Genomic DNA, 23447 nt, shown 5'->3' with positions numbered 1-23447 from the left:
TCACGTTAACAGTCTAATAAGATACTTTAGAGATATATTATGAAATCATTTTTAAAAAACCCATTCACTCTATGGGTTCATTGGTATTTTGAGTCCAGAATATTAGAATATAAGAATAGGAGAAAAAGCTTGAAAATAGGGTATATGTCTAAGGTTATAGATTCTACTTTTGGACAGTTCAATACTTTGTATGAAAATGTTACGATTATTAAATCAACAATCGATGATTACGTATATATAGCAAATAATACTAAAATTTCTAGGACTAAAATAGGTAAATTTTGTTCTATAGGTGCAGATGTAAAAATAGGATTAGCATTACATCCTACTAATTACTTTACTACTTTCCCTGCTTTTTACTCTATACAGAAGCAATGTCAAGTTTTTTTTACAGATAAAAATCATTTTAAAGAGAGTGGGGAAAATATTATAGGTAATGATGTTTGGATTGGCGAAAATGTTACTATTTTGAGCGATATTTCCGTGGGTGATGGCGCAGTTATAGCAGCTGGAGCTGTAGTGACAAAAGATATAGAGGCCTATTCTATTGTAGGTGGAGTACCTGCAAAGCACATTAAGTATCGATTTGATAAAAATAAAAGAAATGAACTATCAGACTTAAAGTGGTGGGATAAAGACATTGAATGGATTGTTAGTAATATGCCAAACAAAGCTCAATTATAACTAAAAAAATCAAAGAAGCTGTGATTCTTGTTAAAAAAAGTAAGTATTGAAAAATAAGGATGTAAGGTTTAATGTATCTTTAATTGCGCTTCTAGTATACGAAGTAGCATTAATTGTTTTAGCTTTAAATGGCTTATCTCTTTCTAAACTCTTTTTTACAAGTTTGGTTTGGGTTTCTTTTTTTATTGCTGGATATGAGTATGTTAAGAATAATAAAAATATAAAAAAGAATATTCCATATTCGGCATATATTTTTTTGACAATTCTTTTTATTTGGAATGTATTTAATGTTTTTAGAAGTTTAGTTAACGGTACTGGGACTATTACTACTATTTTAGGTAATGTTGCAGGAGCTCTTTCCGTTTTAGTTCCTTTTGTGATAATTTTTTCTTTTGAGATTAGAAATTTAAAAAACATACATCAACTTTTTTTTAAAATATTAAAGTTTAGTATCCCGTTATTTGTTGTACTTCTTATTCTATATAATGGATCGTTAAGTTCTATACAACAACGATCTTTTTTGGTTTTATTTCTTCCCGTGAATTTTTTAATAACAGGTTTGCCATACTATTCTAAAAAGAACCAATTGCTCATTATGGTGAGTGCTCTTTTATTGGTTTATGTAGCTTCTTTGTATAGTGTACGTACAATTGTCATAAGGGAGGTTTTATTATTTATAGCATTACTGGCAGTTTTTATATATAGCAAGTTTAAAAAACGTTGGATTCTCTCGCTCTCTTGTTTAGTTTTATTGGCTCCATTTATACTCTTGCAACAGAGTTATGTTACAGGAGAAAGTGCTTTTGATATTTATTTGGGAGGATCTTCAGACTCTGATTTAAATGTAGATACACGTACATTTCTATATACAGAATTATTCGAAGATTTACAAAATACAAATACAATACTAATTGGTAAAGGAGCCAACGGTAGTTATTACAGTGACTATTTTAACAGTCTTGGTGAAGATGAAACAGATATAAGGAATAATATAGAAGTTGGAATTCTTGGAATGCTATTAAAAGGAGGTTTAATCGCAGTTTTTTTTAATTTTGGAATATTATTTATAGCAATATATGTTGCTTTTTTTAAGTCTAAAAATTTATATACCATAGGTCTTGGTTATATGTTATTAATACATACGGTCTTATTATTTTTAGAGAATTATATAGTTTACTCAGAATATAACTTTGCAATTTGGTTTTTTACTGGTGTTTGTTTATCTAAAAGTATAAGAAACATGAGTGATACTGAAATAAGAATGTTTTTGCAAGGTAAAATTAGAATACGATGACGCCGTCTATTAATGTATCTATTATTACAGTCGTATTTAATGGAGAAAAGTATCTGGAACAAACCATTAATAGTGTAATTCAACAAACCTATAGTAATATAGAATACATTATTGTAGATGGAGGCTCTACGGATAATTCAGTTGAGATCATAAAAAGGTATGATAATTATATTTCAAAATGGATTAGCGAGCCAGATAAGGGGCTCTATGATGCTATGAATAAGGGTATAGCTATGGCATCAGGGGAATTAATTGGAATGATTAATAGTGATGATTGGTACGAGCTGAATGCTTTAGAAATTATGGTTAAAGCGTACTTAGAAAACCCCAAAAAAACTATTTTTCATGCGGATCGTTATGATATAAAAAAAGAGGGTAGAGTAATAAGGAAATTCAACCCTTCACTTTTTAAATTAAAGTATTATGGCATGACCTATAACCATCCAAGTATGTTTATCACACCATCAGAATATAAAAAACATAACTATAATTGTGCACTCAAGGTTTTATCAGATTATCAGTTTGTATTAGAGGCAAGGATTAAAAGTCCAAACACTTTTTTTTATGTAGACCAACCCATAGTTAATTATAGGTTAGACGGTCTTAGTTCATTAGAAAAAATTAATAAAGAGGGTTTTATTGCCAGAAAAGCTGCAGGTTTTAATTTTATGCAACGATTATTTGCTTTTATTTTTTGGTACATGGTCAATATTTATTTAAAAGCAAGAATTCTTTTGAATAAATTTTTAAAATAATACAATATAATTAAATTGAAAAATAGCCTTTTTGCTTAAAAGGGCTTATGCAAACAATATTTTTTTTTAAAAATTGTTGTTTTAAGATTGTAGAGCATCCAATAAAAATATAATAGCAAGATATAATGAATATAAAGTCTAAACCATTAGTAAGTATAATTACTGTAGTGTATAATGGGGAAAAATATTTAGAGCAAACCATTACTAGTGTTATTAACCAAACTTACACTAATATTGAATACATTATCATAGATGGCGGCTCTACAGATGGTACAATTGATCTTGTAAAGAAGTATGAGAATTATGTTTCTAAATGGGTTAGTGAGCCAGACAAAGGGTTGTATGACGCTATGAATAAAGGTATTGCAATGGCATCTGGGGAGTTAATAGGAATGATTAATAGTGATGATTGGTTTGAGCTCAATGCAGTAGAGCTAATAGTACATGCAGCACAGGAAAATCCCACTAAAAAAATATTTCATGGAGACCGATTTGATGTTCTGGAGGACGGAACAAAAAGAACTAAACCTTTTCATCCTTCAAAGTTTAAATTCATATATTACGGTATGACTTATAATCACCCATCCATGTTTGTACATAGAGAGGTGTATCTAAAATCAAAATATAATACAGAGTTAAAGGCTTTGTCTGATTATGAATTTGTGCTAAAACATTTAGTAAAAACACCTAGTGTTTTCTTTTATATTAATGATAGCTATGTGAATTATAGATTAGATGGTTTGAGTGGTACTATGAATACCAAACAAATTTTAAAAGAGGGTTTTTTGGCTAGAAAGAATGCAGAGTTAAATATATTCAAAAATACGTTCTCTTATATTCTTAGATTAACGATACGAATTTTTAAATAAAAATTTTAAATGTAAAGTATTTATTCGGGGTGATAAACTCTAATATAATCTATTTCTAATGTAGTAGGGAAAATACTATCATCTACTCCTTTTGCGCCACCAACAGCACCACCAACAGCCATGTCCATACCAAAATAAAATGATTTGGTAAAAGACCAGTTTGTGTCATTTGGGGTATCTGGTCTAGTAAATGTAAAATAAATATTATCTGTAGTGTCAATATAGAATTTTAAATATTCCGGTGTCCATAGTAGGCCATAAATATGAAATTCTTCTTCTGCAGTGTCTAGATTATAATCAAGAGAAGTCCCAACAGGGCCATTACCATAAAAATTCTCTCCAGTATGGACAGTAGCATTAACAATACCGGGGTTGTAACTAGCGTATGTCATAAATATTAATTCACCACACTGAGGATAACCAACCGTGTCTATATTATTACCGAGCATCCATATTTTTGACCATAAACCATTGCCTTTTTCAGGAGGAAGTTTAGCTCTAATCTCTAATTTACCATAAGTAAATGCAAATTTACTTACCATTCTGGCAGATGTATAATCACCAACTTTCTGACCAGATCCTATTTTTTTTGCTTGTATTTTTAACGTGCCATTACTAACTTCAGTATTATCATCCGTATAATTCTGTAGTTCGGTATTCCCTTGACTACCTAAATAAGATTCAAAATACCATTTGTCACTTTCAATAGAAGTCCCGTTAAATTCATCACTCCAAGCCAATTCCGTATTATCCCAAAAAGTAGGGGAATTTACATCTGCATTTTCTAGGTTGGGAACAGCAACTTCTGTTCTAATTAATTCACTTGTCTCGTTCTCGTTATCAGAATTGCTACATCCAGAGAATGATAACATCAAAATACCAATAAATAAGAAAGTACTTAGTTTTATATGATTCATGTTATATTCAAATTAAAGAGAAATAACATATTATTATTATTAGTATTATTTGGTTGCAATATAATAGTTATTTTGTTTTACTTAAGACATACTCCAAACTTGTAAAAATATGTCCTTAAATAGAAAGCAGAATTTTTACGAAAACCTATTTTACAAAATGCTGTTAATTATGGTAATAAAAAAACTTAAAGCGTATGTTTCCCGATTTAATAAAAACATCTGTGTTCTTATTTTCTCTTAGAAAGAAACATAAAAAGGTTTACAGTTGTTTTCCATAATTAAAGTAAAGTGTCTGGTTTAAAGATAATGATTTTTTTCATTGAAATTTAATAGAAAACAATTATTAATATGCTTTAACTTTGAGTTAAATCAAAAATTGAAGAATAAAAGAGTAACAATTGTATACGAATTATAGATATTTACGTTTACAAAAGATTAGTAGTTATATTTTATTTCAAATATTAGAATTTAATGATTGAAAAAAATGAGCCAATATTACCTTCCAAAGTTGTTATAAGTAAAGGCATTACTATTGCTTTTCTGGGGCCGGATGGCTCTGGTAAATCTACTATTATAGATCAATTAATAAAAGAGAAGCTACCATTTAAGCAACATGATTATTTTCACTTAAAGCCTATTGTTTCTAAAGGTAATAGCGAAAATGTCGTAACCAATCCTCATGAGGAAAAAGAGTATTCTACGATTAAATCGATTCTTAAATTATTCTTTTTTATGTACCAATACAATAGTGGTTGGGTTAAGAATATAAAAGAGTTAAAGAAAAAGAAATCTCTTATTATTTTTGATAGATATTATGACGATTTATTAGTCGATAATAAAAGATACAGATATGGTGCTAGTATAAAGCTTGCTAAGTTTTTTAGAGTTTTAATACCTAGGCCAGAACTATACTTTATCTTAACGGCTGCACCAAGTGTTATTTATTCCCGTAAACAGGAAGTTCCCTTTACGGAGCTAGAAAGGCAAGTAAAAGGCTATAGGGCTTTGGCCGATGGGAAACGTTATTTCTCTATGGATGTTAATAGGGAACCAAAAGATATTGTAAAAGATATTGTTAAAATCATAATAGAACACACTAATGAATACAGATAGTTTTTTTTCATTAGACAAGTATTTGGTTTTGCCAACAAAAGCGAATCCGAAAGTTTTTTTAGCCGTAACAAATTCTAGAAAAGCCAAGGTGGCATTTGAGTTATATACCCCATTTTCTTTTAAAACTAGATTCTTGAAGGCAATTGCTAAAATTGCTTTTATAAATTTCAACTTTTTTGCAAGAAAAATAGTATCCAAGAAATTAGTGAAATCTAGTTTTATTAGTTTTTTAGAACAGCAGTTTCATAAAGATTTAACTTGTTCCGTATATATTGCGACCGATAAGGATAAAGTGGTATTGCAATTACAAGATGCTTCAGGTGTTGTTGGCTATGTTAAATATGCTATTAATGCTAGAGGGGAAAAAAAACTTTTAAATGAAAAAAAAGGAATAACTATTTTATCAAGAAATAATATAGTTCCAAAATTAATGTTAGAGGGGGTTTTTGAAGATAGTAATTATATTATTCTTAAGAAGCTCGAAGGAAATGTGCAGCTTTTTGATACTGATGAATACCAGAAAATTCTGAATAGTTTTAAAAAGGATACTAGTTATAAATTATCTAACCATCCTAGAATTATTACTTTAAAGGAAAGCTTGGCTAAGAATGATTTTAAAGATTTAAGTAAGAACTTAGAGAAAATAATAGCAAGGTCTACTTTAAATTATTTGGAGGTTTATGAACATGGTGATTTTGCTCCATGGAATTTAATACAGACGAAAGAGGGATTAACTCCCTTTGATTTTGAGTACTTTGAAGAGAAAGGCTTAGAGTATTTAGACAAAATTAAGTATCATTTTCAAATCGAAAATTTGCTGAATAAAAAGGAAGGATTGGTTTTAATAAAAGCTTTGTCTGAAAAAATAAAACTTGAAGAATTTAACTTAATTTTTCAAGTTTTTTTAATGAAGGAAATACTTAATAAATTCACCTATAACGAATCTTTTAAATTAGAAACGGAATTGTTGCAATTTTTAAAAGAGAAGTCAAAAAGCACTAGCGCCTCTGTATAGATAAATATAAATGAAGAAAAGAATACTGTTTATTTTACATTACCCGCCCCCTGTTCATGGTGCGGCTATGGTAGGGCAATATATTCGTGAAAGCGATATTATTAATGAAACTTTTGATGCTAAATATGTTAATTTAAGTCTTTCTATTTCTGTAGAAGAAATAGGTAAAAATGGATTTCAGAAATGGAGCAGATATTTTAAAATACTTTGGACTTCTTTACGTGCTATTTACAATTTTAAACCAAACCTAGTATATTTAACACTAACATCTTCGGGTCTTGGCTTTTATAAAGATGCAACCATTGCTGTTTTGGCAAAACTCATGGGGAAAAAAGTGGTGTATCACTTTCATAATAAAGGTGTGTCAAAAAAAAATAGCCCTATTAAACACTTTGTGAATAAGATAGTTTTTAAGAATGCTAAAGTAATATTGTTATCCGATTATTTGTATTATGATATAGAAAAATATGTTACACCAAATAATGTAAGTTATTGCCCAAATGGGATACCTCAAATAAAAAATTTAGAAAAAAGAGAAGTTAGAAATAATAATAAAGTAGAACTTCTTTTTTTATCTAATTTAATAGAGTCTAAGGGCGTATTTGTGCTTTTAGATGCTTGTAAAATTTTAGTGGATAAAAGTATTCGTTTTAATTGCACATTTGTTGGGGGAGAAGGGGATATCAATGCAGTGGAGTTTAATGAAAAAAGGAGTGTATTAAATTTGCAAAATCATGTACAATATGTAGGTAAAAAATACGGAAAAGAGAAGGAAGAGATTTATTTTAATTCGGATATTTTCGTTTTACCGACCTATTATGATAATGAGTGTTTTCCTTTAGTTTTACTAGAGGCTATGCAGTTTTCTTTGCCTGTAGTAACGACAACTGAAGGAGGAATAAGAGAGATTGTAGACGATAGTAGTACGGGCTGTATTGTATCACCTTTAAATGCAGAAGAGCTAGCAATAAAATTGGAAGAATTAATAGTAAACCCAGTAAAAAGGATTGCTATGGGAGAAAAAGGACGCATGCGTTATAAAGAAAATTTTACCTTAAAGCAATTTGAACTACAATTAAAAGAAATATTTATAAAAATGCTATAGGTTTATATAAATGCTGAGTTCAACCCATAAGTGCAACACATTTATCCTTTAGGCTTTCAATTGGATTATGGTAATTAAATTTTCTGATTAGTCTGTAATTGAATAATCTTTCAACTTCTCTATCATTGGTGTTAAAGTAGCTCTATGCGTCATTACCAAATAGGGCTAATTTATGCTCACTTCCCATAATTAAATCGACTTTGATATGTCCGATGCGTTCGCCATGATTTACAATATTTGGGTGCTCATCTATATTAATACGTAGTTTAATTACTCATCTTACATCTTTTATATTACTCCTTTTCCACCTTCTACTTCCGTGCCTGAGGCTCTTGAATATATTAGAATATTTAGCGTCAATCTTTTTCTTACTTTTCTTAACATTCCATATCCATTGGTAAATTGTTTCATGGCTAATAAAACTCTCAACCTCAAGTTCTAAACGTTTGATAATGAGTTCTGGATTCCACTTCTCAAAACGGAGTAATCCTGCAATTCGCTCTTTCATCACTTCGGTCATTAAAACACGCTTAAACTTGCATTTATGACGTGAGACTGCATGCCTCTGTGCATTTTGCAACATAATTACCAATATCCTCCCACGCTTGGCCGTGTTCCTGTTGAGCTCTTTGTAAATAGTAGCGGGATGGACTCCTGTAATACCGGCAATTTCAGTTTTACCGATTTCTGCTTTTAATAAAGCTTGTATTTAATACCTTTGTTCAGAAGTTAACTGTTTGTATTTATTCATGCAAGACTAATATGATAATTGACCCTAAAACTCATGGGGCTAGCTCCATGAGTTTTAAATATTTATTTCGCACTTATTACTTGAACTTACAAATAATTAATAAAGAATTATACTCTTTAACCCTTTATAATAGGTGTTTTAACGTAAAGGAATAAGGTTAATATAATAATTAAGATATATTAAGTAATTTTATTAATTATTATTTCTCAATTTTTTAATTGAATGCAAAAATGAAAGAAGCTTCTTATATGTTAGAGCCTAATGATGATGAAGATTCCTTTCTTATAAAGGAAATATTTCTAAAATATTTAAAATACTGGAAATGGTTTTTAGTCATGGCTATTGTAGGCTTATTTTTTGGTTTTATATATTTAAGATATACTACTAAGATATATGCTTCTGTAGCTAAAATTAGAATAATTGATGATTCTGCTCAGACAGATATTGCCTCGGAGGCCGTTTCTAACATGTGGGGGTTATCCAGCATAAATTTAGATAATGAAATCGAGGTATTAAAATCTTATAGGATCACTAGTCAGGTGGTTAGTGAGTTGCAATTAGATGTCAATTATTTTTATAAAGGAACGATAAAGACAAATGAAATATGGGACGCTCCTTTTAAAATAAAAAAACATATTTCAGAGGATAGTATAATTTCTCCATTAATATATGATATAGAATTAGAGAAAGATGGTTTTGTTATAAAAAATATAGTAGGAGAAGTATTTACGGCACCTCTAAATCTTCAAAACACATTAGTTTCAGGTTTGCCATTCAGTATTCAACTTTTAGATAATATTGATGTCAAGGAATTTGAAAACATTTCTTATAAAGTGATGCTATTTCCTAAAAAGGCTGTAGCAATGCAGCTATCTAATATGCTTAGGATTGAACCAATTAAGAAGAAAGGGGACATTATTGCGATTTGGCTTAATGGTGAGAACGCGAAACAATCCGAAGTCATAATAAATACTTTGATCGAGAAATATAATCAGGATGTTATATTAGATCGTCAATTAGTGTCTAAAAGAACTCTTGATTTTATTGATGAACGTTTTTTATACTTAACTACAGAATTAGATTCTATAGAGATTGGAAAACAAAATTACAAGCAGCAAAATGACTTGTCTTATATTGAAAATGATGCAACGAGTGCTTTAAGTGCGAAGTCTAACATTGAAGAAGAATTATTTGATTTGGAAACTCAAATATCGTTGTCTAATCTTTTAAAAAAAACAGTTAAAAAAGAGGATCAATATAGTTTACTTCCTGCAGATGTAGGTTTAGAAAATAGCAGTTTAAATGCTTTAGTTTCAGATTATAATGATAAATCGTTAAAAAGAGCAAAATTATTAAACAGTGTAGGAGAAAGTCACCCCTCACTTCAATTATTAAATGGACAATTAGAAAGAGGTAAGGGTAATATTTTAAAAACCGTAGATGTTTATCAAAAACAATTAAGAACTTCTTTATATCAATTAAACCAAGAAAAGAACAGAGCCGGTAATAAATATTCTACATTACCGGAAAAGGAAAAAGTTTTGAGGTCTATAGAAAGACAACAGAGTATTAAGGAAAATCTTTTTTTATTATTATTACAAAAAAGAGAAGAAGCTGCAATAAACCATGCAGTAACATCCTCATCATTAAAAATAGTTGATTATGCATTAACCGGTAACGGTGCAATTTTTCCTAAAACATCTTTGGTTTATCCTTTTTCTATTCTTTTAGGAGTATTAATTCCGTTTATATTTCTATTTATTAAGTTCTTTTTAGATGATAAAATTTATAATAGACTAGAGATAACAAAATTAAACTCTAAAACTCCTATACTAGGAGAGATACCTTTTTTTACAGAAACAGAAAATTTACTGTCATCGAGAAATCGCTCTATTCTTGCAGAATCCTTTAGATTATTATGCGCGAATGTTAATTATTATTCTGCTAATAAAACAAAAGAGAAGTCACAAATAATTTACGTCACTTCCGCAGTGAAAGGAGAAGGGAAAACACTAGTTGCTATGAATTTGGCTATAGCATATTCTAATTTAAATAAGAAAGTTTTACTTGTTGGAGGAGATTTACGAAACCCCCAATTACACCGATATTTTAAAAACACGAATAAAGCCTTAGGATTATCTGATTATTTGAACGGTACTGTTACTGATTGGGAGGGTAACCTTATTAATGTGGAGAAGAACAATTCATTATTTAAAGTTTGCTTAGCGGGAACTATAGTATCTAATCCTACAGAATTATTATCAAGTGTTCGTTTTGAGCAATTTATCTCGAGTGCCAAAAATGAGTTTGATTATGTAATAGTAGACACGGCACCTAGTATTCTAGTATCTGATACCGCATTAATATCTAAATATGCCGACATGACTTTATTTGTTGTTAGAGCAGGTTTTACTAATAAAAAGTTAATAGAGTATTCTAAAGATTTATTTGATACTGGTAGATTAAATCAAATGTGTTACGTGTTAAATAGTGCAGGGTTGGGAGATAAAAACAATTATAATTATGGCTATGAGTATGGTTATGGTTATGACCAAGGTCCTGTGAAAAATGGGTTTAATAAGAGTTTTGAAAACCTTATGATTATAGGAAGGTCTACAGTTGATTATATTAAAATAAAAGTTTCGGAAATTTTATCAAAAATATTAAAAAGAAGAGACTAATATTTTATTGAAAGGTTAGATGTTTCTATTGGAGTAATTTTCTTAAAGTAGTAGTATGCCATTTAGAGCGCCTATTACTTAGGTCTATTTGGAAATCAAAATAAATAACAAAGTCTATTTTTATGATTTAATCCTTGTTTACAGGAATGATTTGATGTACTGTAAGCCCCCCTAGATAGAACTGCTTAGTTTTCTAAAACTTCATTAAAGTTATTGTTTTTAATTCTTTTGGGGCTAGCCCCAAAAGAATTAAGTTCCGCGTATTTTACGGGCGGTATTCTACCTAAGGCATCGTGGGGCCTATGATGGTTATAATCGTTGATCCAGATCTGTGTCCGTTCCCTTACTTGGTCTAGGTTTTCAAAGATATATTTGTTCAGCACCCCACGTCTGTAGCTTCCGTTGAACCTTTCCACAAAAGCATTTTGGGTCGGCTTGCCCGGTTGGATATATTTGAACTCTATCCCGTGCATCTGGCTCCAATCATTGGTTATGTGGGCAATGAACTCAGGGCCGTTGTCCATTCTTATCTTCTTAGGCTTCCCTTTCCTATTGATGAGATGGTTGAGTACCCAGACAACGCGATTGCTGGTCAAGGAAAAGTCGACTTCTATATGAAGTGCTTCTCGATTAAAATCATCGATGACGTTGAACGACCTGAAGCGTCTCTTGTTTTCCAGGATATCGGTCACAAAGTCCATACTCCATGTGTGGTTAAGTCTATCAGGCACCTCTAAGGGCTCTTTCACCCTTGCGGGCAAACGTTTCTTTACTTTTCTTCTCAAAGGCAGTCCAAGGACCTTGTACACACGGTGGACCCGGTTTATGGTTCCATGGCTTCCCTTCATTGCGCAAATGGTCGTAGGCCTTCCAGAAGCCTTCCTCCGAATGTTCTTTTGCCTTTTGCCTCAAGGCATCCTCTATTTCGGTGTCGTCCTTCGGCAAAGGTTTATAATAATAGACGCTCTTGCTCATATTTAGGACACGGCACGCCCTGCTGATACCGTAATGAACAAGTTCTTTGGCGATACTGCGCTTACGGCAAGGCTTCAGAGCTTTTTTTCGATGATCTCCTTCGCCATTTGATGGTCCAAAGCCAAGTTGGCGTACATCTGCTTGAGCTTTCGGTTCTCTTCTTCCAGTTCCTTTAAGCGCCCGAGCTCCTGACCGCTCATTCCGGCGTACTTCGAACGCCACTTGTAGAAAGCGGCCGAACTCACACCGTGTTCACGGGTTATATCCGCAACGGTCTTGCCATTATCGAACTCTTTTAAAATCTTTGCGATCTGCGTGGGTGAAAATCTACTCTTCCTCATAATACCGTTTAAAATTAAGATTATTATTCTACTTTTAAACAGTTCGGTTTTAAGGGAAGCTTACAATTGAATCCTTTGTTTTCAACCTTTATACTTAAGGTTGCGGCTGCCTCTTAAATTGGTGTGGTGTTTTTATTTTAAATTTACGATAGCTATGATGGCTAATGAAATACCACTTAAAACAACAGGAATCCAGTCTTTGAAACCGGTGGAACTAGATACTTTAGCGCTATTTGGTTGAACATATATAATATCGTTTGACTTAAGGTAATAATATGGTGAACTAAAAATTTCATTAGAAGTCAAATCTAATATTCGCATTCTTTTAACCCCGTTTTCCTCTCTAATAAGTGTAATATTATCTCGTCTACCAAATATTGTAATGTCTCCAGCTGCACCTAAAGCTTCCAATAAGGAAATTTTTTCACTAGGTATTGTGAGTACAGACGGATTTTTCACTTCTCCCAGAATAGAAACCTTGTAGTTTAAGTAGCGAATATCAACAATTGGATCAAGCAATAATTTTCTGTCTACTAATAGTGCTGTTATTTCCTCACTTAGTACGCTTTTTGATTTACCAACGGCTTCAACTTTACCTAATATAGGTAAACGTATAGATCCATCTTGGCCTACTAAATATCCGGAAACTCTAGTAGTGTTACCGGCATTGGTTGATGATTGGGCGGCAACATTATTAGATACGTTAAACATTTCCGCAGCCTCAGGATTTATACTACTTACTATAATGCTAAGTAAATCATTTTTTTGAATTATTGGTTCTAGATTCTCGGAACGATTTGTAAAAGCAATATTGGTGTCCTTATTAAAATAAGTTGCGTTTTTTGCACTACCACAGGATACTAAAAAAAATAGGACAAATATTGTGTTTAAAGAGAACAGTAAAAACCTTCTTTCTGGCTTTAATATGACATACATTTTAAAAAAATGTTTTATTCCTAAATGAAATTTCATAATGTTCTTTTTAATGATTAATTCTAGTGTTAGTGTTTTCAATTTCAAATTGAAAAGTAGATGGTTTTGGTTTTTTTGCCAAATAAAACCGATGAACTTTGCGCTTTTACATATTTATGGCAAGATACATAGGTTTTTAGTTGGAGGTGGATTATTCTATAATTGCAGTAATGGTTTTGGAAAGCTGTAGCTAAAGTAATTTTTGAAAGTACATAAGCTTATAATGATTCAGTTACTAGTGAAAGAATGCGCCACAGTTTCTAAAACCAAAAAAGCCTTCAACTTGCGTTGAAGGCTTTTCGCGGTCTGGCCGGGCCTATAGGTGGTATTACATCCAAAATATATAATTACATAGTAATAGGCATTTTCTTATATTTGTGAAAATCCTTATGATGATTCTCTATATCCCCAGCTATAAAAATTCACGATATTATACTTCTCTTTCTTTTTTAAAGTCTAGTATATATCCTTTTCTGTAATTGCGTTACCTGCATACACTAACTATTTGAAACACCTACTTTAATATTGAATACCAGGGCTCTAGGTATTTGGATACTATACTCTTATGAATCTAAAAACACATTTATCTATTATTGTATTCCTTTTAATAGGAATTCAAATTTGCAAAGCAACTGATTATTATGTTGCAACCAATGGGGATGATAATAGTACGGGTACAACAATAGGGAGTCCTTTCCTAACCTTAGAAAAAGGGATAGCTATGTTGCATGCTGGTGACACCCTATATATAATGGGTGGAACATATCGACTTGAGGGTCTAGATGAATTCTCAGCCAATGATGGAGCTGTAATTAGCCGTAAAGGAACAGAAAGCAACCCCATTACCATTATGGCATATCCTAATGAGGATGTTACCATTAAAGGTTCTCAAATTATTAGAGATTGGACACCACTTCCAGGTTCAAACAATGTTTATCGAAAAGCAGGATGGTCTTATGAGTCTCAACAAGTTTTTGTAGATGGGGTACCATTAATTCAAACGGGTGCGGTAGCTAATTCGATTGGAGGAGTAGCCGCAGATGGCTTTTGGAGAATTGAAAATCCTGACCTTCCAAACAGCCCATATAATATGAATCTTAGCGACCTTGATGATGATGGGAATGATGGTAGATTCTTTTATGATAAGAATAGTGAAACACTATACGTACGATTGAGAGATGATGCAGATCCTGAAGGGCATCTCATTGAAGCCTCAACGATCACTAGGATTATTATGGCCGGGGCCTCCGCATATGTTCACATTAAAGATATTAATTTCAGACATAGTAACTCCTCAACTTTTAAAAGTGGTGGAGGAGCAATGATTGAATTAGGTGATTATTGTAAAGTTGAAAATTGTAATATTCAGTATGGTGACATTTCAGGTGTTGATATTGGTTTTGAAAAAACTGGCTCGCAATTAATTAATTGTGTTATTAAGAATAATGGAAGTGTTGGTGTTTCAGCAACTAGAACATCAAATTTTTTAATTAAAAATTGTCAAATTAATAATAATAATTATCGCCATTTCAATTTCCTTTGGCATGCAGGTGGCATCAAAGCGGGAGGCGATTCGTGGGGTATTTTGGAAAATAGTGAAATAGCCAACAACTATGGTTCCGGGGTGTGGTTCGACCATTGCGATATAGGAAGAAAATCAATTATAAGAAACAACTACATTCATGACAATGGCCCGAAACATGCAGGTATTTTTATAGAGGTAAGTAGAAACATTGATATTTATAACAATATTATTGATCATAACAGCCGTTTAGGTATTGAAATTGCAGCATCGGATCATATCAATGTATTTAATAATGAAATAATGAATACCACAGGTGGTCAAGACCTCGACTTAGGAACCCAAATTGAAGCAGTTGCAGGCCTAAGAATTATAAGAGATCCTTCAAATTTTCCAACTACATTAAGTAATAATTACATATTTAATAATGTTTTTTTCGATAATAGTGCTTGTTGGTTTGATGTAGATGTTTTTAAGAACAATCCTACCAACGGCATAGAAATTAATATTTTTGATAATAATCTTTATTATAATGCCAATGGCGAGTACAAATGGAGAGCGGAAGATATTTCGGTTAACGATTTGACAGCATGGAGAAACTTTGGTCATGATATTAATGGATTAATTTCTGACCCAAAGTACATTCCAGGTGAAAAAATCATTAAAAGTAGCTTAAGTCCGGCAATTGATGCAGGCAGAGATGATGGCGCTGTAATCGACCTTGTAACTAATGATTACTATGATACTGTTAGACCACAGGGTATTACTATTGATATCGGTGCTTTTGAAAATTTAGCAACTTTAGACGTTATTCCTCATGAAGATGTTTGTAATTCTCCTCTGCCCAATACGGGTATACGGCCTAACCAAATATTCGTTGGGTGGGATTCCTATACTGATTCACCATGCAACCTTATGGACAACGATTTTGCTACACAATGGAGCGTCGAGGGAACAGCGGAAGATATTATATTTGAATTAAATGAGAATCAAGAGTTTGACCAATTTCAAATAGCTTATAGCTACGGAAACACAAAAGAGTTTTTTTACGCCATACAAATTTCTGATGACGGATCTTTTTGGACTGATATCGTCTCAAATGGAATTAGTGAAAGAACCGATAAGCTACAAAATATAAATCTAGGATCCCAAAATGCCAAATACCTAAAATATATTGGAAAAGGAAATTCAGGTAGCAATAATTGGAATAGTATCACCGAGGTCAGAATAGTTAACAACAATATGCCCAGCCAATCGGCCAAGGGAAATTATGATCCGAATGAGGTCAATAGCAATTCTGATGCCGTCATATCTGTTTATCCAAATCCAACACGTAATGTATTACACATTAAATTATTAGCAGGTACTGAATACAACACCTATTCTTTATTTAGTGTAAATGGTGCTTTGATTAAAAAAGGAAAAATTGAACCCAATCAAAGTGATCTTTCCATTTTGGTTGAAAATGTGAATACAGGAATCTACATTGTTCACCTTTCAGATAATAAGGGTAATACTTCTTATCTAAAACTAATGAAGGAAGAGTAAAAATTATAAGTCCTACTTAAAATAGATTTACAGAGTTTAAAATTAAGCACATAAGATTTTTGAGGGAAAAATAATAATCTTCATCCCATCATTTCGATATACCTGAAGACTTACCCAATTTCATACAGCCCTAAATCAAAAGATCTTTTTTTCCATTGGGGCTAGCCTCAATGAAAATGATTTGACTATTTGGTTGGTAATCTTTGTCACCAACGATTTATGGGCTGATATTTGTTATAATCCTCCCTAAGCCCTTCGACCTGGTGTGCCACCTCTTCGCTTGGATGTTCCAAAAAATATAGACATCTAATGCGTTTTCTCTGACGGTTTTGTTGAAACACGCTAAAAAACAGCAATTCATTCTTCCTTAATTTTTAATTAGCATCTAAAATCTATGTTGCATACACTTATTTAAGTGTCTATATTATGCGCGGTCAAAATACCCATGAGTGTTCTCTCTGCTATCGTCTGTTTCCTTTAGCCTATGAAAAAATCTTCACAAATGAAAAAAGCCCTAACATATTTTGAGGCTTTCTACCGTCTGCATGAGACTTCTTATCCCTAAATTTTTTAGACGAGAACCTTTCAAAACTCAAAAAGCCTCCCATTTTCATGAGAGGCTTTGTTGCGGTCTGGACAAGACTTCCTGCTAAGGCGGATAAACTTGTCTGCCTATAGGCAGGCTTCTCGTCCCTATTTTTTAGTTTTCAACTAAATTTGCGCAAACTAAAAAAGCCTCCAACTTGCGTTGAAGGCTTTTCGCGGTCTGGACGGGACTCGAACCCGCGACCCCCTGCGTGACAGGCAGGTATTCTAACCAACTGAACTACCAGACCGTGGCGTTTAGCGAGTGCAAATATACACCGCATTTTCAATTGCACAAACAATTTTCAATAAAATATTTCATCATTAGATAAATTTCTTTCTTTCTACCAAATAGGTATTAAGTATTTTGGAGAAGTCTCCCTTTACATCAACTTCCACATATTTAATCTTATACTGGGCACACTTTAGTTTTAAATCGTCAAAATAAGCGGTTACACTACGCTCGTAAGCTTCTTTTATATTGTTGGAATATAAATCTATATGTTCACCGGTCTCCACATCTAGAAAACGTTTGGGGGTATTGTCAAAATCGAAATGGTACTCTGTAGATCTATCTAAAAGGTGAAACAATACTACTTCGTGCTTGTTGTATTTTAAATGTCTGAGAGCATCAAATATTTTTTCATCATTTTCAGAATTTTGAAACATATCCGTAAAAAGAAAAATGAGACTTCTTCTTTTTATATTTTCCGCTATTTGATGCAAATAGGTATAGGTTTCCGTTTGCTGGGCCGGTTTGGTGTCCAAACTGATCTCACTCAACTTTGCTAAAAGCATTTGGTGGTGCCTTTCACTTCCCTTTTCTGGGGAATAAAAGTTGTAGTTGTCCGAATATACACTTAACCCAACGGCATCTCGCTGTCTTTTAAGGATGTTCATTAAAGCTGCGATGGCTAAGACTCCAAAACCGATTTTATTCAAATTGGTAGCTGATAAATCCTTTGCTTCAGGATAATACATAGAGGCTGAACTATCCAATATCATATGACACCTTAAATTGGTCTCTTCTTCATACCTTTTGGTGTACAGTTTATCGGTCTTCGCAAAAAGCTTCCAGTCTATGTGCTTTGTACTTTCCCCATCATTATAAATCTTATGCTCTGCAAATTCTGCGGAAAAGCCATGAAACGGACTCTTATGTATACCACTTATGAAACCTTCCACTACTTGGTTGGCCAAAAGCTCTAGATTTGAAAAAAGTGAAGTTTTATTTAATTCGGATTGCAGGTTCATATTACTAAGATAGGCATTAAACCTAAAACTAAAATTGGGGGAAGCATCAGTTTTGGGTATAAAAAAAATCCCGCTAAAAGCGAGATTTTTTTTTATATCCCATTCGGGAGAAATTAAAATTATAAAGCTGCGTCAATCGCGTCTGTGTAAACTTTCTTTGGAGAAACGCCAACCTGACGGTTAATGATTTCACCATTTTTGAATACCAATACAGTTGGGATGTTACGCACACCATATTTAGCCGCAAATTCTTGATTAGCATCAACATCTACTTTACCAACAACCGCTTTGCCTTCGTATTCAGAGCTAACTTCTTCAATGATTGGGCCTACCATTCTACATGGTCCACACCATGCTGCCCAGAAATCAACTACTACTGGTTTGTCACTTTTTAAAACTACTTCGTCAAAAGTAGCGTCTGTTATTTCTAATGCCATGATTTTCTGTTTTTATATATTATGCAAAGTTAGTCAAATATCTAACTGTTTCCTTACTAACGACACATTGGTTTTAGCTATTGTGTTATCAATGTTATTTATAGGGTTCAAATTTTATATGAGTATATAAGTTGCTTTCCTAGTTCAGTTTATAATGGACTTCATTTTCGGTAAGAGTTGCCAAAAGTTCACTGCTAATCTGTACTTTTTGTTTTCTACTGGATAGGCTTACTTTTATCTCTTCTTCCATCTCATAAACTATAAAGTTAAGTGGATGATTTCCTGGGTACGAAATAAGGGTATCCTGTAATTGGTGAATATCTTCTTCTTTAAGATCGTCAATATTTAACTTAATGGTCAATTTCTTGGCATACATTTCCATCACTTCTTGCAGTAACATAAAACTGTTGAATTGTATCCGGGGGTCACCTTTCTTGCCAGTATCGCGGTTCATCCATCCATCTTTTACAAATATCTTGATGTAAGCAAATGAATTGATCATTAAGAAATGTCTGAATCTAAGGTATTCTTCACCAAAAATCCGAAAGTCATAAGATTCCGTATAGTCTTCCACTAAGAACGATGCCCATCCTTTTCCGTTTTTGGATACCCTATGCTGTACGTCTGTAATAACTCCTGCAAAGGCCAGTTCTCTATTTACGACAGTTTGAAGGTCGCTTAAGTTGGAAAGCGAGGCGTTACAAAATGCTTTTACCTCTGTTTTGAAATCATCTAACGGGTGTCCCGATATATAAATACCTACAACTTCTTTCTCGCGGCGCAGTTTTTCCATGGTTCCCCACTCCTCGCAAGGAGGAACAACGGGTTCAGGTATTTGTACATCACTGGCTTCGCCAAATAGGCTTACTTGGCTAGAGTTCTCGCTTTCTTGAAATTTAGCTCCGTATTTTATGGTCTTTTCTAAAAAGGTGACTCCGTCTCCTTCATTATGAAAATACTGTGCTCTGTGTGTATCACCAAAAGAATCAAATCCTCCTGCAACGGCTAAACTTTCAAATGCTTTTTTATTTGCTGCACGAAGATCTATTCGTTTCGCAAAATCGAATACGGATTTGTAGGGTCCTTCTTCTTTTCTGTTTTCTACGATGGTTTCTACCGCGCCCCGACCAACACCTTTTACGGCACCCATTCCAAAACGGACAGCACCGGCATCGTTTACGGCAAACTTGTAGTAAGATTCATTTACATCTGGTCCCAAAACATCCAAGCCCATACGTTTACATTCTTCCATGAAGAAGGTAACCTGTTTAATATCGTTCATGTTATTACTCAATACCGCCGCCATATATTCAGCAGGGTAGTGGGCTTTGCAATATGCGGTTTGGTATGCGATCCATGCATAGCAGGTGGAGTGAGATTTGTTAAAGGCGTAGGCTGCGAATGCTTCCCAATCCTTCCAGATTTTCTCCAATTTATCAACTGCATGTCCTTTGGCTGAAGCTTGTTCAATGAACTTTGGCTTCATTTTATCTAGTACGTGCTTCTGCTTCTTACCCATTGCCTTACGCAAGACATCGGCTTCACCTTTTGTAAAGTCCGCCAACTTCTGTGAAAGGAGCATCACTTGCTCTTGGTAAACCGTAATACCGTAGGTCTCCGCTAAGTATTCTTCACAGGCATCAAGGTCATATACAATTTCTTCGGTACCGTGTTTACGGGCAATGAAACTTGGTATGTATTCCATTGGACCAGGACGGTACAAGGCGTTCATGGCAATAAGATCCGCAAAAACGGTAGGTTTTAGCGATCTCATGTGTTTCTGCATTCCGGGAGATTCATATTGGAATACACCAACTGTTTCTCCTCTTTGGAAGAGCTCGTATGTTTTTACATCATCTAACGGAAAATTCTCTGGGTCTAGCTCAACACCGTGTTTTGCTTTTACGATTTTAACGGTGTCCTTAATCAAGGTCAGCGTTTTCAATCCCAAAAAATCCATCTTTAACAATCCGGCATCCTCCACAACGGAGTTGTCAAACTGAGTACAGTACATTTCGGAATCTTTGGCAAGTGCCACGGGTACGAACTTGGTAATGTCATCTGGGGTAATAATAACCCCACAGGCATGAATACCGGTGTTACGAACCGAACCTTCTAAAATGTACGCCTGGTTTAAAGTTTCCGATTCAGGACCATCACCCTCGGAAATCGCTAAAAGCTCATTTATCTTTTCTAAATCTTCTGATCTAAATTTTGATCTCAAGACTTTTTCATCGACCCCAATAATCTTTTTTAGTTTAGACATATCGGGTATCAACTTTGCCATGCGGTCTGAATCTTGCAGAGGCAAATCCAGGGCACGTGCCGTATCTCTAATAGCAGATTTAGCAGCCATGGTACCATAAGTGATAATCTGTGCCACTTGGTTAGCCCCGTATTTATCAATTACATAGTCCATTACACGACCACGCCCTTCATCATCAAAATCAATATCAATATCGGGCATACTTACACGATCCGGATTTAGGAAACGCTCAAAAAGTAGGTCGTACTTAATAGGGTCTAGATTCGTAATCCATAAACAATAAGCAACGGCAGATCCTGCGGCAGATCCACGACCAGGACCTACGGATACATCCATAGTTCTTGCTGCCCTAATAAAATCTTCCACAATCAAGAAGTAACCAGGATAGCCCGTTTTTTCAATTACTTTAAGCTCAAAATCTAATCGCTCGTCAATGGCGGGTGTAATTTCACCATATCTTTTCTTTGCGCCTTCATAGGTAATGTGGCGTAGAAATTTATTTTCACCACGTTTGCCACCATCCAGCTTGTCTTCCTCGAACTGAAATTCTTCAGGAATATCGAAAGCAGGCAACAGTACGTCACGTGCCAAAGTAAAGGTCTCTACCTTGTCAACGATTTCTTGAATATTGATGATAGCTTCAGGTATATCCTTAAAAAGCTCTTTCATCTCATCAGATGACTTAAAGTAGTATTCTTGGTTTGGTAATCCGTAACGATAGCCGCGACCACGACCAATTGGTGTGGCTTGTTTTTCACCATCTTTTACACATAAAAGAATGTCATGCGCGTGTGCATTTTCCTTTTCTACGTAGTAGGTGTTATTTGTGGCTACCAGCTTTACATTGTGTTTTTTGGCAAACTGAATCAAGACTTGATTAACACGATCTTCATCTTCTTGACCGTGGCGCATGATTTCTATATAAAAATCATCGCCAAAAGTCTCTTTCCACCAAATTAATGCTTCCTCGGCTTGTTTTTCACCAACGTTCAATACTTTACTAGGAACCTCGCCATATAGGTTTCCTGTCAGCACCATGACATCTTCCTTGTACTGCTCAATTACTTTTTTATCGATACGAGGTACATAGTATTTACCCGAAACGAAGGCAATAGATGACATCTTGGCTAAGTTCAAATAACCCTTCTTGCTCTTGGCGAGCATTACTATTTGGTAGCCGTTGTCTTTTTGTGATTTGTTGGTATGATCTTCACAGACCTGAAACTCGCAGCCTATTATAGGAGTTATTTCTTGTTCAGGTTCCGGTAGTTCGGTTAAGGGCTCTTGACCTTCTTCTAAAGTGCCATTTTGTGTGGCTTCAAATCTTTTCTGATTTGCTTCATTTCTAGAAACAACACCTTTGTTATGATTTAACACTCCGTTTACGAAATGAAATGCACCCATCATATTCGCATGATCCGTCATGGCCACCGCAGGCATTTTGGCTTTTGCAGCAGCTTTTACCAAATCAGGAACGCTTATGGTAGATTGTAATATGGAGAATTGTGTGTGATTATGTAAATGTGAGAAACTTGCGTTCTCTAAGGTAGCTAGGTTTTCTTCTATCTCTTCTTGAGAAACGCCGCCCGTATCTTTTGCCCAAAGTGCATCGGCAATTTTTTTCGATGCTTTTTTAAGGTTGATGTGTTTAAGACCGATAAGTTCAATTTCCTGCGGATTAGCCTCAGAGAAATTCTTGAAATAATCGGGTTGAACATCTAACTGTTCTTTTGTATACTGTTGCTTACGGATAAGTTCTAGAAAACAACGTGTAGTTGCCTCAACATCGGCCGTTGCATTATGCGCTTCGCCAAAAGGCTCTCCGAATAAATATTGGTGCAATTCTGTTAATGTAGGTAACTTGAATTTACCACCTCTACCGCCAGGGATCTGGCATAATTGTGCCGTATGCTCTGTACAGGTATCTAAAACAGGAAGTTCTTGTAACGGATTTTCAACACCCAAACGGTGGAATTCCGCGCCCATAATATTTAAATCGAACCCTACATTCTGCCCAACAATGAATTTTGTTTTAGACATGGCAATGTTGAATTTCTCCAAAACCTCTGCAAGGGAAATACCTTTTTGTTCTGCAAGCTCAGTAGAAATACCATGAATCTGCTCGGCATCATAAGGAATGTTAAACCCCTCTGGGCGAACTAGATAATCTTCATGCTCAATGCATTTACCCATATCGTCATGCAACTGCCAAGCTATCTGTATACAACGAGGCCAGTTGTCTGTGTCGGTAATAGGGGCATCCCAACGCTTGGGAAGTCCAGTGGTTTCCGTATCGAAAATGAGGTACATAAAAGTGCGTGTTTGAGCTTAAAAAAGTGACTATAAAATTACGTAAAAAGAAC

The 23447-nt window shown here is 33.9% G+C and carries 15 protein-coding genes, 1 tRNA gene and 1 pseudogene; 9 read left to right on the top strand and 8 right to left on the bottom strand.

The window, feature by feature from the left end; genetic code table 11:
- Positions 1 to 144: 144 nt before the first annotated feature.
- The 4 genes from KO521_RS14050 (at position 145) to KO521_RS14035 (ending at position 3602) form a co-directional block, all read left to right on the top strand.
- Entirely contained in the window at positions 145 to 684 is a 540-nt protein-coding gene (locus KO521_RS14050) for a CatB-related O-acetyltransferase (protein WP_215940516.1), read from the top strand.
- A gap of 46 nt (positions 685 to 730) precedes the next feature.
- On the top strand, positions 731 to 1978 hold the full coding sequence (locus tag KO521_RS14045; protein ID WP_215940515.1) for a hypothetical protein: 1248 nt from the start codon (positions 731 to 733) through the stop codon (positions 1976 to 1978).
- A complete protein-coding gene (locus KO521_RS14040; RefSeq protein WP_215940514.1) occupies positions 1975 to 2733 on the top strand; it encodes a glycosyltransferase family 2 protein in 759 nt (252 codons plus the stop codon). The genes KO521_RS14045 and KO521_RS14040 overlap by 4 nt, the downstream gene beginning before the upstream one ends.
- Positions 2734 to 2858: 125 nt before the next feature.
- Positions 2859 to 3602: a glycosyltransferase family 2 protein gene (locus KO521_RS14035; RefSeq protein ID WP_215940513.1), complete on the top strand. Its 744-nt coding sequence runs from the start codon at positions 2859 to 2861 to the stop codon at positions 3600 to 3602.
- A 20-nt stretch (positions 3603 to 3622) separates the two neighbouring features.
- On the opposite strand, the gene KO521_RS14030 is transcribed toward KO521_RS14035, so the two are convergent.
- On the bottom strand, positions 3623 to 4519 hold the full coding sequence (locus KO521_RS14030; RefSeq protein WP_215940512.1) for a glycoside hydrolase family 16 protein: 897 nt from the start codon (positions 4517 to 4519) through the stop codon (positions 3623 to 3625).
- Positions 4520 to 4990: 471 nt separating this feature from the next.
- Between KO521_RS14030 and KO521_RS14025 the strand changes: the two genes are divergently transcribed.
- The 3 genes from KO521_RS14025 to KO521_RS14015 are packed head-to-tail and all read left to right on the top strand — an operon-like array spanning position 4991 to position 7752.
- A complete protein-coding gene (locus KO521_RS14025) occupies positions 4991 to 5632 on the top strand; it encodes a hypothetical protein (protein WP_215940511.1) in 642 nt (213 codons plus the stop codon).
- A complete protein-coding gene (locus KO521_RS14020; RefSeq protein ID WP_215940510.1) occupies positions 5619 to 6647 on the top strand; it encodes a hypothetical protein in 1029 nt (342 codons plus the stop codon). The genes KO521_RS14025 and KO521_RS14020 overlap by 14 nt, the downstream gene beginning before the upstream one ends.
- Positions 6648 to 6657: 10 nt before the next feature.
- On the top strand, positions 6658 to 7752 hold the full coding sequence (locus tag KO521_RS14015) for a glycosyltransferase family 4 protein (RefSeq protein WP_215940509.1): 1095 nt from the start codon (positions 6658 to 6660) through the stop codon (positions 7750 to 7752).
- 274 nt (positions 7753 to 8026) lie between these two features.
- On the opposite strand, the gene KO521_RS14010 is transcribed toward KO521_RS14015, so the two are convergent.
- Complete coding sequence (locus KO521_RS14010) at positions 8027 to 8272, bottom strand: hypothetical protein (protein WP_215940508.1); 246 nt, start codon at positions 8270 to 8272, stop codon at positions 8027 to 8029.
- A 461-nt stretch (positions 8273 to 8733) separates the two neighbouring features.
- On the opposite strand from KO521_RS14010, the gene KO521_RS14005 reads away from it, so the two are divergent.
- The gene (locus KO521_RS14005) at positions 8734 to 11184 is read left to right on the top strand and encodes a GumC family protein (RefSeq protein ID WP_215940507.1); all 2451 of its coding nucleotides are present in this window, start codon (positions 8734 to 8736) and stop codon (positions 11182 to 11184) included.
- 185 nt (positions 11185 to 11369) lie between these two features.
- Here KO521_RS14005 and KO521_RS14000 read toward each other — a convergent pair.
- Positions 11370 to 12500 (bottom strand): annotated as a pseudogene (locus KO521_RS14000) (IS3 family transposase).
- A 132-nt stretch (positions 12501 to 12632) separates the two neighbouring features.
- Positions 12633 to 13472 carry a polysaccharide biosynthesis/export family protein gene (locus tag KO521_RS13995; protein WP_215940506.1) on the bottom strand — a complete coding sequence of 280 codons (840 nt, stop codon included), beginning with the start codon at positions 13470 to 13472 and terminating at the stop codon, positions 12633 to 12635.
- A gap of 565 nt (positions 13473 to 14037) precedes the next feature.
- Between KO521_RS13995 and KO521_RS13990 the strand changes: the two genes are divergently transcribed.
- Positions 14038 to 16542: a right-handed parallel beta-helix repeat-containing protein gene (locus KO521_RS13990; protein ID WP_215940505.1), complete on the top strand. Its 2505-nt coding sequence runs from the start codon at positions 14038 to 14040 to the stop codon at positions 16540 to 16542.
- 762 nt (positions 16543 to 17304) lie between these two features.
- Here KO521_RS13990 and KO521_RS13985 read toward each other — a convergent pair.
- The 4 genes from KO521_RS13985 to dnaE all read right to left on the bottom strand — a co-directional run bounded on the left by KO521_RS13985 (position 17305) and on the right by dnaE (position 23394).
- Positions 17305 to 17378, bottom strand: a tRNA-Asp gene (locus KO521_RS13985).
- Between the two features lie 73 nt (positions 17379 to 17451).
- Positions 17452 to 18381, bottom strand: coding sequence for a DUF58 domain-containing protein (locus KO521_RS13980; protein WP_215940504.1), 930 nt, complete (start codon positions 18379 to 18381; stop codon positions 17452 to 17454).
- 119 nt (positions 18382 to 18500) lie between these two features.
- Entirely contained in the window at positions 18501 to 18818 is a 318-nt protein-coding gene (gene trxA, locus KO521_RS13975) for a thioredoxin (RefSeq protein WP_038237640.1), read from the bottom strand.
- A gap of 139 nt (positions 18819 to 18957) precedes the next feature.
- Positions 18958 to 23394 carry a DNA polymerase III subunit alpha gene (dnaE, locus tag KO521_RS13970; RefSeq protein WP_215940503.1) on the bottom strand — a complete coding sequence of 1479 codons (4437 nt, stop codon included), beginning with the start codon at positions 23392 to 23394 and terminating at the stop codon, positions 18958 to 18960.
- Positions 23395 to 23447: the final 53 nt, after the last annotated feature.

The organism is Zobellia uliginosa (assembly GCF_018860745.1).
In the GTDB taxonomy this organism is placed as follows: Bacteria; Bacteroidota; Bacteroidia; order Flavobacteriales; family Flavobacteriaceae; genus Zobellia; species Zobellia uliginosa_B.
The sequence above is the reverse complement of the archived record's forward strand: the minus strand, read 5'-3'. Positions and strand labels throughout refer to the sequence as shown.

Bases quoted from the DNA above. Each gene is read 5' to 3' on its own strand.
- KO521_RS14050 (WP_215940516.1), top strand. From the start codon at position 145: ATGTCTAAGGTTATAGATTCTACTTTTGGACAGTTCAATACTTTGTAT.
- KO521_RS14040 (WP_215940514.1), top strand. From the start codon at position 1,975: ATGACGCCGTCTATTAATGTATCTATTATTACAGTCGTATTTAATGGA.
- KO521_RS14035 (WP_215940513.1), top strand. From the start codon at position 2,859: ATGAATATAAAGTCTAAACCATTAGTAAGTATAATTACTGTAGTGTAT.
- KO521_RS14030 (WP_215940512.1), bottom strand. From the start codon at position 4,519: ATGAATCATATAAAACTAAGTACTTTCTTATTTATTGGTATTTTGATG.
- KO521_RS14025 (WP_215940511.1), top strand. From the start codon at position 4,991: ATGATTGAAAAAAATGAGCCAATATTACCTTCCAAAGTTGTTATAAGT.
- KO521_RS14020 (WP_215940510.1), top strand. From the start codon at position 5,619: ATGAATACAGATAGTTTTTTTTCATTAGACAAGTATTTGGTTTTGCCA.
- KO521_RS14015 (WP_215940509.1), top strand. From the start codon at position 6,658: ATGAAGAAAAGAATACTGTTTATTTTACATTACCCGCCCCCTGTTCAT.
- KO521_RS14010 (WP_215940508.1), bottom strand. From the start codon at position 8,272: ATGACCGAAGTGATGAAAGAGCGAATTGCAGGATTACTCCGTTTTGAG.
- KO521_RS14005 (WP_215940507.1), top strand. From the start codon at position 8,734: ATGAAAGAAGCTTCTTATATGTTAGAGCCTAATGATGATGAAGATTCC.
- KO521_RS13995 (WP_215940506.1), bottom strand. From the start codon at position 13,472: ATGAAATTTCATTTAGGAATAAAACATTTTTTTAAAATGTATGTCATA.
- KO521_RS13990 (WP_215940505.1), top strand. From the start codon at position 14,038: ATGAATCTAAAAACACATTTATCTATTATTGTATTCCTTTTAATAGGA.
- KO521_RS13980 (WP_215940504.1), bottom strand. From the start codon at position 18,381: ATGAACCTGCAATCCGAATTAAATAAAACTTCACTTTTTTCAAATCTA.
- trxA (WP_038237640.1), bottom strand. From the start codon at position 18,818: ATGGCATTAGAAATAACAGACGCTACTTTTGACGAAGTAGTTTTAAAA.
- dnaE (WP_215940503.1), bottom strand. From the start codon at position 23,394: ATGTACCTCATTTTCGATACGGAAACCACTGGACTTCCCAAGCGTTGG.